The 12,898-nt window shown below is 67.6% G+C and carries 12 protein-coding genes; 2 read left to right on the top strand and 10 right to left on the bottom strand.

The features are described from left to right. Positions 1-69 precede the first annotated feature (69 nt). Positions 70-690 (top strand): response regulator, encoded by a 621-nt coding sequence (locus ABT313_RS15015; protein WP_350852843.1) that lies wholly within the window; start codon positions 70-72, stop codon positions 688-690. An 88-nt stretch (positions 691-778) separates the two neighbouring features. Here the strand turns inward: ABT313_RS15015 and ABT313_RS15010 are convergent, their stop codons facing one another. The 10 genes from ABT313_RS15010 to ABT313_RS14965 form a co-directional block, all read right to left on the bottom strand. Then, positions 779-1,744 (bottom strand): phosphotransferase, encoded by a 966-nt coding sequence (locus ABT313_RS15010; protein WP_350852841.1) that lies wholly within the window; start codon positions 1,742-1,744, stop codon positions 779-781. Between the two features lie 14 nt (positions 1,745-1,758). Continuing rightward, positions 1,759-2,163, bottom strand: a complete 405-nt coding sequence (locus ABT313_RS15005; protein WP_350852838.1) for a hypothetical protein — start codon at positions 2,161-2,163, stop codon at positions 1,759-1,761. 23 nt (positions 2,164-2,186) lie between these two features. Then, the gene (locus tag ABT313_RS15000) at positions 2,187-3,434 is read right to left on the bottom strand and encodes a CehA/McbA family metallohydrolase (protein ID WP_350852835.1); all 1,248 of its coding nucleotides are present in this window, start codon (positions 3,432-3,434) and stop codon (positions 2,187-2,189) included. Positions 3,435-3,474: 40 nt separating this feature from the next. Beyond that, positions 3,475-4,623, bottom strand: a complete 1,149-nt coding sequence (locus ABT313_RS14995) for an ABC transporter ATP-binding protein (protein ID WP_350852832.1) — start codon at positions 4,621-4,623, stop codon at positions 3,475-3,477. Beyond that, a complete protein-coding gene (locus ABT313_RS14990; RefSeq protein ID WP_350852829.1) occupies positions 4,623-5,465 on the bottom strand; it encodes a carbohydrate ABC transporter permease in 843 nt (280 codons plus the stop codon). Before ABT313_RS14990 ends, ABT313_RS14995 begins: the two co-directional genes overlap by 1 nt. Continuing rightward, positions 5,462-6,379 (bottom strand): carbohydrate ABC transporter permease, encoded by a 918-nt coding sequence (locus tag ABT313_RS14985; RefSeq protein ID WP_350852826.1) that lies wholly within the window; start codon positions 6,377-6,379, stop codon positions 5,462-5,464. Before ABT313_RS14985 ends, ABT313_RS14990 begins: the two co-directional genes overlap by 4 nt. Further along, positions 6,379-7,809, bottom strand: coding sequence for an extracellular solute-binding protein (locus ABT313_RS14980; protein WP_350852823.1), 1,431 nt, complete (start codon positions 7,807-7,809; stop codon positions 6,379-6,381). Before ABT313_RS14980 ends, ABT313_RS14985 begins: the two co-directional genes overlap by 1 nt. 592 nt (positions 7,810-8,401) lie before the next feature. After that, positions 8,402-9,169 carry a DNA-directed RNA polymerase subunit beta family protein gene (locus ABT313_RS14975; protein WP_350852820.1) on the bottom strand — a complete coding sequence of 256 codons (768 nt, stop codon included), beginning with the start codon at positions 9,167-9,169 and terminating at the stop codon, positions 8,402-8,404. Between the two features lie 317 nt (positions 9,170-9,486). Continuing rightward, positions 9,487-9,888, bottom strand: a complete 402-nt coding sequence (locus ABT313_RS14970; RefSeq protein ID WP_350852817.1) for a hypothetical protein — start codon at positions 9,886-9,888, stop codon at positions 9,487-9,489. Between the two features lie 38 nt (positions 9,889-9,926). Further along, complete coding sequence (locus ABT313_RS14965) at positions 9,927-12,236, bottom strand: DEAD/DEAH box helicase (RefSeq protein WP_350852814.1); 2,310 nt, start codon at positions 12,234-12,236, stop codon at positions 9,927-9,929. A 188-nt stretch (positions 12,237-12,424) separates the two neighbouring features. Here ABT313_RS14965 and ABT313_RS14960 point away from each other — a divergent pair, with 188 nt between their 5' ends. Continuing rightward, positions 12,425-12,784 (top strand): STAS domain-containing protein, encoded by a 360-nt coding sequence (locus ABT313_RS14960; RefSeq protein WP_272948965.1) that lies wholly within the window; start codon positions 12,425-12,427, stop codon positions 12,782-12,784. The last annotated feature ends 114 nt before the right edge of the window (positions 12,785-12,898 follow it).

The raw sequence follows: 12,898 nt of genomic DNA, 5'->3' as shown, positions 1-12,898 counted from the left end.
GGAACCGAGTCCAACTCATCTTCCCGGACGTACTTCCCCGACGCCCGGACGGATACCTCGGAGGCCCGTTTGCCCGACCGGATTCGGCTGTTGCTGGTCGATGACCAGATCCTCAGCCGAGGCTTGCTCCGCAGCGGTCTGGAGCGCGAGCGCGATCTGGAGATCGTTGCCGAGCTCAACAGAACCGACGACGTCGTAGGTGCGGCGAAACGACACCGCGCCAACGTCGCTCTGCTCGACGCCGGCGGACCGGGGAACCACAGCATCACCGTCACCACCAAGCTGCGTACGTCGATGCCGGAGTGCCGCGTCGTCATGCTCACGACGTACGGTCGGCCGGTGCACCTTCGCCGCGGGCTGGACGCCGGCGCGAAAGGGTTCGCGCTGAAAGGCTGTCCGGCGCCGCAGCTCGCAGATGCGGTACGCCGCGTGCACCTGGGCCTCCGCGTGGTCGACGCGAACCTCGCTGCGGAAACCCTCCAGTACTCCGAGACGCCGCTCGACCAGAACGAGACCGACACACTGCGCGCCGCCCGCGAAGGTGGTTCCGTAGCCCTGATGGCACGCAAGCTGCAGGTCTCCGAGCGCGTCGTTCGCACCCGCCTCTGGTCCGCAATCGGCAAAACCGGAGCCCGCACCCGCTCCGACGCCATCCAAGTAGCCGAACAAAACGGCTGGCTCCTCGACTAGACCAGCTGCCGCCTCTCCCGCCCGGGCTGGACGGGCTGGAAGAGTGCGCGGAGTGCACACGGTGGGTGGGTCTGGCTGGGTGGTGTGACTAGCTAAGGCAGGTTGTGGCGAGGTCGCGGAGGTGGTCAACGGTGTGGGCGAGCGTGTCGAGATCCTTGCGGATCAGGGCGGCGGAGTCTTGTCCTTGCATCCAGCCGGGTGGGCGTTCCATGCCGACTTCGACGTCAAGGCGTTCCGCGAGGTGGCACAGGCGAAGCGAGATCTTGCGAAGGAACAGGTCGTCGCCGATCGGGGCCAGCACGCCGCCGGCGTCGACGTACTCCTGGAGGATGCGGGAGATCCGGGCGGGGTTGTCACCGCCGAAACTCAGCGCGGCGCGGGAGATCTCCAGGGTGGCGCTTTCGCAGGCCACGCTCTCCCAGTCGATCAGGATCGGGCCGTCGGCCGAGACGAGGACGTTGTAGGGTTCGAGGTCGCCGTGGCTCAGTACTTGGTCGTCGGCCGAGGTAAACGCGGCCCGGATCGACTGGCCAAGCTCGTCGAAGAAGCCGACCTTCTGACTGAGTGCAGCTGCCCATGGCTTGTCCTGGCTTCGGCCGAGTGTTGCCCACTCCTCCCAACGATCGCGGGGGAAGACTCCCCACCAACGCCATTCAGGTTGTACGCCGGTCAGCGGCATCAGCCCGTGGAGCCGCGCAGCGACCCGTCCGAGCCACGCTGCGACGTCATCGGCAGGTTGGAGCGTGCGATGCTCGATCCAGTCGTAGAGGCGAACAGTGCCGAAGTCGTGCACCCGAGCCGCGTACCCGAAGGCCGGATCTCGCGGCTCGATCGGCTGGGCGATTGGCAGGCCTTGCGCGAGTGCGGCCGCCTCCAGCGCCATGCCCTGCTCGATGTGGGTCCACCATGGTGGGTCATCGAGGCCCCACAGGCGCTTGACGAGATAGTCGGCTGTGGCTGTTCGAAGACGCCAGGTCTCGAAGCTGGTGTGCTGGACGGGCGTCAGAGGCTGGACGGATCGGCCCAGTCCGAAGGCCTTCGTGATGGATTCCACCGCGCGGGTCAAGGCTAGATCTGGTCCAGGAGCCAGCGGGGGCCGACTGCGGTCGCACCGGTGGGGTCTGTGCGCTGCCGGAGGCCTCGGTCGGCGGTGACGACGGTGACCTCGGGGCTGTTGGGTTGCGCCGCGGCCTCGGCCGTCACGAGGGCGATGGTGTCGTCGCCCGAGCCCGGGGCGAGGACGACACGGAGGGTGCCGGTGTCGGGAGCGTCAGGGCCCGAGACGGCGCTTCGGGCGGCTCCTTCGAGGATCACGATGATGTCGGTCGTGTCCTGCAGGCGTTGCTGGAGTGCGGCGAGCTTCGTCAGGAGACGTCGAGCTGCGCCGGCGCGGTCGCGCCACCAGCCGTCGGGGCGGGAGCCGACGACGTTCGCAGCATCTACCACGATCACCTGGGGTCGCTCGCTCGTCATGAAGTCAGTCTGCAGGAAAACGTTCAGGCGCACGTCGCCAGGAACTCTCCCGTGTGAGTGACGAGGATGTGCGGGCCGCGTGTCCCGGGGATCCGCTCGACGGACGAACGGACGGGGTGGCGGGTGCCGTCCGCGGCTATGACGAGGGTGTTGGGTGCGTCCAGGGCGACCAGTTCGTCGTCGACTCGCACCAAGACAGGAGAGGTATAGGACCAGGAGAGCGAAGTTCGGCCGGCCGCGAGGGCTTCGAGAGTGGCGGCCGCGAGTTCGTTGGGGCCTTCGGCGTCGGCGTCTACGGCGATCCAGGTCGTGGGGCTGCCTGGTGGTGTGAACGAGGTGGGGTTGTGCCAGTCGCTGCCACCGATGGGGGTTGTGCCTTCGAGGCCCCAGGCTTGCCACCAGGCGATGGGGCCGCCCCAGGTGTGGTCGAGCCAGGAGGAGTGCCAGATTTCGGCCAGGGGTGGGTGTTCGGGAAGCGGGTGGCGCCAGGAGCAGTCGCCGCCGAGAGGGTGGTTGATCGAGAGCAGGCCGCCGCGGCGGGCGACCTCGGAGACCCAGGTGGCCGCGGGTTTGCGGAAGTCGATCGCGCCGATCTCGCCGAAGGCGTTGGCGTGCCCGGTGTCGGTCGTTACTTCCTGGCCGGGGATGAGGCCGATCCCGAACCGGTTGCCGAGCGACGGGAGTTCGGCGTGGTGGGCGACGGTGTTGTGGTCGGTGACCGCGAGTACGTCGAGACCGGCCGACACACCCAGCGCAGCCAGGTTGGCGACCGGCGTGGAGCCGTCGGAGTGGAGCGTGTGGGCGTGGAAGTCGCCCGCGATCCACTTCAGACCGGAAGATGCAGGGAGAGTACGGCGCGGTGGTCGCGGCGGTACTGCGATAGCCGCGGTCGCGTCAGCGTACTCGTTCAGACCGGGAATCGTGGCGACCGGGCCGGTGGTCGCCTCGACGAGGAGCTCGACGCCTTCGACCGGGATCCGGTGGAGGCCGAGGACGACCCACCAAGTGCCTGGTTCGAGTTCGCCCGGGAGGTAGCCGGGGGTGGCGGCGTCAGGTGTGATGGCGAAGGTCTGGCGGGCGCCGCCGGACCAACCACGCCAGCCGGCCGCGCCCTCGCAGCCGATGTCGATGACGGCCCCGTCGACCGGCGGGATCGTGAGCGTGACCAGGAGACCGGGGCAATCGGCCGGAATGTCGACGGGTAGCGAGTGCCAGGGGGATTCGGCCCGATCGTCCAACGTCCAGCGCCGACGGTAGGACGTGACAGCCATCAGGTGATCTCCCGGCAGCGGCGGTGCGACGTGGTGGGCATCAGGCGACCGGAGCGGGTTGGCGGGCCAGGAGTTCGCCGGACTCGTGGTCGTAGAGCAGGACCCGGGCAGCGGGGGCGGTGAGGGCGACTGCGGTGCCTGGAGCAGGTTCGGCTTCTTCGGGGACGGTGACGCCGACGAGGGTGCCGTCGCAGTCGACGGTGACCAGGGATTGGGTGCCAAGGTTCTCGGCGACCACGACGATGCCGCGGAGGGCGGGTCCGGTGACATCACCGGAGGCGACGGTGAGGTACTCGGGGCGGATGCCGACGGTGACCTCGGCGCCGGCCGGGGTGGAGAAGGTGGCTGCAGGCAACGATCCGCCCGCCACCGAGACCATGCCGACCGCGGCGCTGGAGTCGGAAGCAGCCGAGCTGTTCCGGCTGGAGGTGGTGCCGGAGGAGGTCCCGACCTTGCCTGGGAGGAGGTTCATCGGGGTCGAGCCGATGAAGTTGGCCACGAAGGTGTTGGCGGGCCGGGCGAAGACCTCGCGCGGAGAGCCCAGCTGGCGAAGCTTGCCGGAGTCCATGACAGCGATGCGATCCGCGAGCGCGAGAGCCTCGGCCTGGTCGTGGGTGACGAAGACCGTGGTGATGCCGAGGTCGCGTTGGAGCTTCTTCAGAAAGGTACGGGCCTCGAGGCGGAGCCGGGCGTCGAGGTTCGACAGCGGCTCGTCCAGCAGCAACACCTTGCCCTCGGACGCGATCGCGCGGGCCAGCGCGACACGCTGTTGCTGCCCGCCGGACAGCTGTGCCGGCTTGCGTTCCAGCAACCCCTGCAAGGACAGCTCGCCGGCGGTGCGAGTGGCAACTTCGGACCGGGTGGCCGCGGCGACGCGGCGTACCTTCAGGGGATAGGTGATGTTCTCGGAGACGTTCATGTGGGGAAAGAGCGCGTAGTCCTGGAAGACCATCGCCACCCCGCGCTTGCCGGGCTCCGTCCGGGTCACGTCGGCCGAATCGATCCGGACGGTGCCCTCGGATGCCGCCTCCAGCCCGGCGATTGTCCGGAGCAGGGTGGTCTTGCCGCAACCGGACGGACCGAGGAGGGCGAAGAACTCGCCGTCGGCCACGTGCAGGTCCAGCCCGTCGACGGCGCGTACGCCGTTCGGGTAGACGGTTGCGAGGCCTTCGATGTCGATGCCCGCCATCAGCTCTTGATCCCTCCATGGAAGCGGAACCCGTACCGCGAGTTCACCAACAGGTACAGCACGACGACCGGGATCGAGAACAGCAGCGAGAACACCGGCAGCACCTGCAGGTTCACACTGCCGCCTTCGTCGGTGAGGGTCTGCATCAGCACCGCACCGGGCTGCTTGTCGATCGACCGGAGAAGCAGGAAGGGCACCAGGAAATTGCCCCAGGAGTTGACGAACGCCCAGACCATGATCGTCGCGAGCCCGGGCCGTGCGACCGGCAGTACGACGTCGCGCAGGATCTGGCCGGTCGACGCGCCGAACACCCGCGCCGACTCCTCGTACGACTTCGGTACCGCGTCGACGAAGTCCTTCAGGATGAAGATTGCCGCCGGCAACAACCCGCCGGTCATCACCAGCGCGACCCCGAACCGCGAGTCGATCAGCCCGAGCTGGAACATCATCACGAAGATCGGCACCATCGCCGCCGTACCGGTCACCACCGACGACAGCAGCAGCAACCCGTAGAGCAACGCGTCCCGCCCCGGGATGCGCACCCGCGACAGGGCGTACGACGCCAACGCCGCGAAAGCAGTCACCGCAAGGGCGGTCGTCACGCAGATCAGCAGCGAGTTGACCATCGAGTGCATCGCGTACGGATGCTCGAGCGTCTTCCGGAAGTTCTCCAGCGTCCAGTCCGGCCAATGCACGCCCAGACCCGGCGAGGCGTCGAACGGCGCCGAGGCGATCCACAGCATCGGTACGGCGAAGAACAGCGTGATCGCGCAGATCAGCACGTAGAAGCCAATGCGGCGCAGGACGAAGGCCGGGGTTGCCGGCAACGGCCGCGTGCTCACGAGCGCCTCCTCAGCAGCCGCAGGTACACCAGTGAGACCAGCAGGTTCGCGATCAGCAGCAGGAACGAGATCGCCGACGAGTATCCGAGCTCACCGCCCTGCAGCGCCACGTTGTAGATGTACACCGGCACCGTCTCGGACTCGTGGTTCGGCCCGCCCTTGGTGAGCAGGAACGGCGAGAAGTCGTTCGCCGTCCACAGCGAGATCAGCAGCGTGTTCGTCAGCACGTGTCCGCGGATGTGCGGGAACACCACGTCCCGCAGCGTCTGCCAGCCCGAGGCGCCGACCATCCGGGCCGACTCCAGCTGCGACGGCGGGACGGCCTGCAGCGCGGACGAGTAGAGCATCATCGAGAACGCCGTACCGCGCCACGTGTTGAAGACCACGAGGCAGGCCATCGGATAATCGATCAGCCACGCGGTCCCGGAAGTACCGAGCAGACTGTTCAACGTACCGCCGTCGCGGTCGTAGAACGCGACCCACAGATAGGCGACGACCGTCGACGGCAGGATCCACGCGAGCAGGACGAAGGCCTCGACGGTACGGCGTACTGCGGGTCGCGTCCGCCGCATGATCCAGGCCAGTGTGAAGCCGAGCACGTTCTGCCCGATGATCGCCGAACCGAGGACGAACACCAGTGTCAGCCACAACGCGTTGTGGAACAGCGCGTCGTTCAGAGCCTTCGTGTAGTTCGACAGGCCCACGATCGACGGCGACACGGCCTCGACGCCGGTCAGCCGGTAGTTCGTGATGCCGATGTAGATCGTCCACAGCGCGGGGAAGATCAGGAACGCGCCGATCAGCAGGAACGCGGGCGCGACGAAGCCGAGGGCACGGCCGACGCCGAGCCCCGCGACATCCCGCGCGGGCGCACGACCCTGCACGCCCGTCGCGGGAGCAGATGCGGAAGCCATCAGTTACTGGTGACCTTGTCCTTGCCGCCGGCCGCGGTCTCGACCGCCTTCTCGTACGCCGATGCCGCGGCGTCGGTGCTCTTGCCGGCCACCACGTCCGCGGTCGCCTGCTGCAGCGCCGCCGAGATCTTCGGGTACTCCGCCATCCCCGGACGGAACTGGGTGATCGGCAGGACCTTGTCGGCGATGAAGCTCAGCATCGGGTCGCTCGCGAGTACTTCGCTGTTCACGTCGGACCGCTGCGTGATCTTCGCGGCCCCGTCCAGCGACGCCTTCACCATCTCCGCGGAGTTCATGAACTGCAGCAGATCCCATGCCTGCTGCGGGAACTTCGTGTTCGGGTTGATCACGGTCGCGCCGCCGCCGGACATCGAGACGAAGTCCTGGCCCTTCACGCCGGAGCCCGGCTTCATCGCCGGGATCATCGCCCAGCCCACCGCGCTGTCGCGGTCGGCCATCTTCGCGACGCCCTCCTTGGGCTCGACCACGCTGCGCCAGAAGTAGTCGCTCTCGCCCAGGATGCCGATCTTGTTCGCCGCGAACTCGGCGAACGACTTGTCCCGGCCCTTGGCCTCCTTCTGCAGCACAGGGTCGCCCAGACCGGTGCTGTAGATCTGGTGGTAGAAGTCCAGCACCTGGCGCAGTTGCGGGGTGTTGCCCAGCCACTTGCCGTCGGTGTTGACGGTCGCGCCGGTGCCGACCAGCAGCGGCAGCACGCCCTGCATGGTGGTCGCCTCGCCCATCGCCGTACCGGCGTTGATCTGGATCGGCGTCACGCCGGGCAGCTTCTTCAGCGCCTGGCCGGCCGAGATGATGTCGTCCCACGACTTCGGCTGCCAGTCGGCGGGCAGACCGGCCTGCTGGAACAGTTTCTTGTTGAAGTAGAGCACCCGGCCGTCGGTGCCGCCCGGTACGCCGTACCGCTGGCCGTTGAAGCTGCCGAGCGCCTGGACCGATTCCGGGATCTGCTTCCAGCCGTCCCAGTCGTTCACCTTGGCGGCGTCGCCGACGGTGTCGGTCAGCGGCTTGATGTAGCCGGCCTGGGCGAACTCGCCGACCCAGATGCCGTCGATCTGGAACAGGTCCGGTCCGGACTTGTTCGACAGGTCGAGGGACAGCTTCTGCTTGTAGACCTCGTCGTCGGAGCCGTCGCCCTGGAACTTGACCGTGACGTCGACGCCCTTGCCCTTCTGGTCGGCGACGAACTTCGGGATCAGCACGTCTTCGAGGAAGGTCGCCCCGGCGCTGCTCTTACCGCCCTTGACCGAGTTCGAGCCGATGGTCAGCTCGACCTTCTTGGCGTCGGCGTTCCGGTTCGCGTCCTGGCCGCTGCTGCCCGAGTCGGAGGACGACCCGAGACATCCGGTGAGCAGCGCGAGGGCGGCGGCGCCGAGGACGCCGGCGGTGGTCAACCGCGAGAGAGATCGCATCAGGGCTCCTAGGAAGGTGGACCGGCGACGGTGCCGGAGACATGCCGGTCAAAGATTGTCACTCTCAAACGACTATGTGAAGACTTTTTCCCAACCCCGGATGAACGTTGACCGGTGCTGTAGGCAACCAAGACGCCGCTGTCAAGCCGGGATTCCGCGGCACGCATTGCGGAAGAGTTAAAGGATGCTCAAGGTTCTGTGGCAACAGGTAGTTGACTAGATACAGAGCGTGAGGATCGGAGCTACTGTCTTGCCGACCGGTTCAGTGGATCGGAGGTGACAGACATGGGACTGCTTCACGGAGTTGCTTGCCTTCTCGACGACCTGCTTGATCACTGCCATCACTGGTGTTGGTGGTGACCGCGGCCGCCTGGTGACGGCTGCGGACCTGACGGCCGAGCGGTGACGACGACGCCGGGCTCCCGCTGACGCGCAAGCAGCGCGGATACCCGATGTCATCCCCGAGCATCGAGCGGCGGTCGTTCGCTTCACCAGACACAACTGAAGATTCACGTCGATTCGAAGGAGAGAAAACGGTCGGCCCCGACATGTTGTCGGGGCCGACCGTCTGTCTGGCTGGAACCTCCTCAGGTCAGCTCTGGGCCAGCTGCATCATCTGCTTCGGCAGCACCGTCATCTGGGCCGGGATCGGCAGTTGCGGCCGCAGCAGCGACAGCAGGCTGGCCGCCGCGCCCGCGATCGGCAGCGGCAGGGCCAGGCCCAGCGACGCCAGCAGCGCGTTCACGAGCGCCAGGACCGCGCCCAGGATGTCCAGGCTCGGCACCGGGAGCCCGGCCCAGGCCTGGATCGGCGTGCCGGCTGCGCTCATGCTGCCGGTCGGTTGTGCCTGCTTGGCCTTCCCCTTGCCAAGCAGCGATGTCAGGGCGAGACCGCTGGCGGCGTTCACGAACGTGCCGGCGTCCTCGTCGTAGCTCCACTTCTGCCCGGAGCCGTCACGGCAGGGCAGCACCAGCAGTGGCGCGGCGGCAGGTACCTTCGCCAGGTCCGCACCGCTGTCCAGGCAGGCTCCGGTCTTGGCAAGGGCGCCACCGACGCTCTTGCTCATCGCGACCTGCAACTGGCCGGACTCGGTGTAGATCCACTCCTGGGTCTTGCCCTCCTTGCCCGGGGCACACGCCATCATGACGGCCATCGGGACCTTGGCGGCCGCGACGAACGTCAGGCAGTAGCGCGTGTCCGAGCGAGTGGCGATCTGTTGCGCCACGCCCACCGAGACGCCCGGTGTCTTCGAACCGCCGGAGACGGGGTTCGCGGCCTGGGCCGGTACGGCGGTGGCGAGTGCGACGCTGACCGCGAGGACTGCCACGCCGGTGCGGCTGAACAGCTTACGGATGATCAAGACAACCTCCAGAGGTCGTGCTATCTCGCAGGCGTCAGGTCGTCGGGACCCCGTGCGCAGCCGGTACCCCGGCAGTGACTCAGCGCGACGTTGACGCCACAACAAGTAAGGCACAGGTGTGGCGGGGGAGGTTATGGCGATCTCGCGAAACTTGATGCCAATGGCAACTAACTGCCACCCCGATCTCGTTGCGCAAGGCATCGAAATCGGGCTGCCGGGTCGCCGTGCGACCGCTGTGAGGTGATCGAGATCTTACGGCAATCCGGTGATATCCCGGTAGCTTCCCGGGATAGTTGATGCCGTAGGCAACAGAGTGGTCAGTGCGGTTGTTTGGTGTCACTGGGGTCCGGTGCGAGCTCCTGCTCGGTGGTCAGACGTTCGTCCGCGGGGGCGTCCGCGGTGGTCTCGAGAGCGGGTTTGGCGGTATCACCCTCTGTGACCTCACCGCCGACGGTGTCACTCGGCGTGGTCGTCGCCTGGGCGCGCAGCTCACGCATCTGCTTGCGCCGGCGGTACCCGCGGCCGAGCCCCTTCTTGAGCAGCCAGAGCCCGAAGATGAGCGCCGCGCCGGCCAGCGCGCCGAGGAAGAACACGGTCGGTACCGAGACGCCGAAGTCGACGCCGAAGACCTCGAGTTTGGTGGACGCGGTCGAGGACACCGAGACGCCCAGACCGAACAGCACCGCGAGGGCGATCAGGACGATTCCGAGGACGGCCATGGCAAGCTGCCTTTCTGCCGGCCCCGAGGCCGGCCCTTTCAGGCCTCACTGCTCAGCAATGCGGAGAGCAGCGCCACCGCGCCGCTCTTGTCGAGTGGGTTGTTCTGGTTCCCACACTTTGGCGACTGTACGCACGACGGGCATCCATCCGTACATTCACAGTGTGCAATCGCCTCGCGTGTCGCGGTCAACCACTCGCGCGCCGCGGAATAGCCGTGTTCGGCGAATCCGGCCCCGCCCGGGTGGCCGTCGTACACGAAGACGGTGAGGCGGCCGGTGTCGGCGTGGCGGGCGGTGGAGACGCCGCCGATGTCCCAGCGGTCGCAGGTGGCGAACAGTGGGAGCAGACCGATCGACGCGTGCTCGGCGGCGTGGGCCGCCCCCGGTACGTCGGACAGGCCCAGATCCTCGACCGCGATGTCGGGCATCGTCCACCAGACCGCCTTGGTCCGGAGCGTGCGCTCGGGGAGGTCAAGGGGCTGTTCGTCGAGTACGTCGCCGGTCGCGATCAGCTTGCGCTGGTACGAGATCACCTGGCTCTTCACCTGGACCCAGCCACGCGACAGCTCCGCCGTACCCCAGTTGCAGGTCTCCTCGGTCGCCAGGATGCTGATCTCCGTCGTGTCCCGCGCGAACGTCGTGTAGTCCGGGGAGGCCGGCTCGACGACGGCGGCGTGCTCCTCGAGGTCGAGTGAGCGGACCAGGTACGACTCGCCGGCGTGGACGTAGACGGCGCCCTCGTGGACGGAGGAGTGTGCCGAGCCGCCGTCGACCGTGCCGAGCAGGCGACCGGTCCGGTCCTCCACGATCTGCACGGTCTTCCCACCGGCCGACCGGATGTCGATGGCGTCGACTGCCCGCTCGCGGCGCGTCCAGAACCAGCCGTGCGGCCGCTCGCGCAGCAGACCTTGCCGGACCAGTTGGGCGATGACGGACTCGGTGGTGCTGCCGAAGACCTCGAAGTCGTCGGCGGTCAGCGGCACCTCCTGCGCGGCCGCACACAGCTGCGGCCCGAGGACATAAGGGTTCTCGGGGTTGAACACCGTCGCCTCGACCGGGCGGCCGAAGATGGCGCGCGGATGGCGCACCAGATAGGTGTCCAGCGGGTCGTCGCGGGCGATCAGTAACGCCAGCGCGTCCCCACCTGCTCGTCCGGCGCGCCCGGCCTGCTGCCACAGCGATGCGCGGGTGCCAGGCCAGCCAGACAGCAGGACGGCGTCCAGCCCCGCGATGTCGATGCCCAGCTCGAGCGCGTTGGTTGCCGCGACACCGGTCAGCTCACCACTCTGCAGCATCCCCTCGAGCCGTCTGCGCTCCTCCGGCAGATAGCCGGCCCGGTACGCCGACACCTGGTCGATCAGCGTCGGGTCGACCTCCGCCAGGTTCTCGCGGGCTGTCAGTGCGACTGACTCCGCTCCTCGCCGCGAACGGACGAAGGCCACAGTCCGGACGCCAGTGACGACCAGATCGCTCAGCAGGTCGGCCACCTCGGCCGTGGCGGAACGGCGTACCGGTGCGCCGTTCTCGCCATGCAGTGCGGTCAGTGGCGGCTCCCACAGACCGAAAGCGATACCTCCGCGCGGAGAGCCGTCCTCGACGACCTCCACCATCGGCAGGCCGGTCAAGCGTTCGCCTGAGACCGCCGGCTCGGCGACAGTCGCGGAAGCGCAGATGAAGATCGGATGAGCTCCGTACTGCGCGCAGACCCGCCGCAGCCGCCGCAGTACGCCGGCGACGTGCGCACCGAAGACGCCGCGGTAGTGGTGGCACTCGTCGACCACGACGTACTGCAGGCAGCCCAGAAAACGCGCCCAGCGCTGGTGATTGGGCAGCACCGAGCGGTGCAACATGTCCGGGTTGCTCAGCACGTACGTCGCGTGGTCACGGGCCCAGTCCCGCTCGCTCCGCTCGGAGTCCCCGTCCAGCGTCGTCGCCCGCAGCCCGGGCACGGTGTACACCGAGACAGCGCGCAGCTGGTCGTGGGCCAGCGCCTTCGTCGGAGACAGGTACAACAAGGACGCCGTCCGGCGATGGGGTGAGGCTGCCTGCGCAATGCTCAACGTCGCAAAGGCCGGCAGCAGGTATCCCAGCGACTTCCCGGATGCGGTCCCGGTCGCGACGACGACGTGCTTCCCGGCGTACGCCGCTTCGGCCGTGGCGACCTGGTGGGTCCACGGGGCCGTGATGCCGGCGTCGCGGAGCTGGCCGAGCACCTCGTCCGGGACCCAGCGCGGCCAATCACACGTTTGCCCCAACCGCGCCGGCACGGACTCGACATGCGTCAACCGGTCGTCACGGCCGGCGGCCAGGCGTTTCAGGACAGCCTCCGCCTCACCACCTGCACGCATACCGTGAGCCTAGTGCGCCGTACGGACAGCAATCTGCTGAGGACGAGCTGAGAGTGCACGGGCGGCGTGCACGGTCGGATGCACACGGTCGGATGCACGCGGCTTTTTCCGGACGGGAATCGACTTCGGTCTGACGAGATGAAAGAGTTTTCGGTAGCGGGTCTTACTCACGGTCCGTACATGGTTGAATGCAGCAGTTCACGGGATCGGAGGCCGAAGTGGATCTGTCGCTGACCGCGCGCGCCGAGGGCGGGCGCACCGTCATCGAGGTGGCGGGGGAGATCGACGTCTACACCGCACCGAAGCTCCGCGAGAAGATCGCCGCGCTCGTCGATGAAGGGGTCTACGACCTGGTCATCGACCTGGAACGCGTGGAGTTCCTGGACTCCACCGGCCTCGGCGTTCTCGTCGGCGGGCTGAAACGGGTGCGCACCCACGACGGATCGCTGTCCCTGGTCTGCACCCAGGAACGGCTGCTGAAGATCTTCCGGATCACCGGTCTGACCAAGGTGTTCGACATCCACCCGGACGTCGCCTCGGCGATCTGACTCCGACGATTCGAAGCGAAAAGGTGTCCACAGGGCTACGAAGAGTGAGCTGCTTGCTCAGGCACCCGGGTATGGCGTAGACCACCCTGTCGTCAGGTCTGGTCGGGAACCCGT

The sequence above is a fragment of the Kribbella sp. NPDC000426 genome (genome assembly GCF_040300265.1).
Lineage (GTDB): Bacteria > Actinomycetota > Actinomycetes > Propionibacteriales > Kribbellaceae > Kribbella.
The sequence above is the reverse complement of the archived record's forward strand: the minus strand, read 5'-3'. Positions and strand labels throughout refer to the sequence as shown.

What these genes read in the sequence shown, in the direction of transcription:
- ABT313_RS15005 (WP_350852838.1), bottom strand. Translation starts at nt 2,163, where the DNA reads ATGACGAGCGAGCGACCCCAGGTGATCGTGGTAGATGCTGCGAACGTC.
- ABT313_RS15000 (WP_350852835.1), bottom strand. Translation starts at nt 3,434, where the DNA reads ATGGCTGTCACGTCCTACCGTCGGCGCTGGACGTTGGACGATCGGGCC.
- ABT313_RS14995 (WP_350852832.1), bottom strand. Translation starts at nt 4,623, where the DNA reads ATGGCGGGCATCGACATCGAAGGCCTCGCAACCGTCTACCCGAACGGC.
- ABT313_RS14985 (WP_350852826.1), bottom strand. Translation starts at nt 6,379, where the DNA reads ATGGCTTCCGCATCTGCTCCCGCGACGGGCGTGCAGGGTCGTGCGCCC.
- ABT313_RS14980 (WP_350852823.1), bottom strand. Translation starts at nt 7,809, where the DNA reads ATGCGATCTCTCTCGCGGTTGACCACCGCCGGCGTCCTCGGCGCCGCC.
- ABT313_RS14970 (WP_350852817.1), bottom strand. Translation starts at nt 9,888, where the DNA reads ATGGCCGTCCTCGGAATCGTCCTGATCGCCCTCGCGGTGCTGTTCGGT.
- ABT313_RS14965 (WP_350852814.1), bottom strand. Translation starts at nt 12,236, where the DNA reads ATGCGTGCAGGTGGTGAGGCGGAGGCTGTCCTGAAACGCCTGGCCGCC.
- ABT313_RS14960 (WP_272948965.1), top strand. Translation starts at nt 12,425, where the DNA reads ATGCAGCAGTTCACGGGATCGGAGGCCGAAGTGGATCTGTCGCTGACC.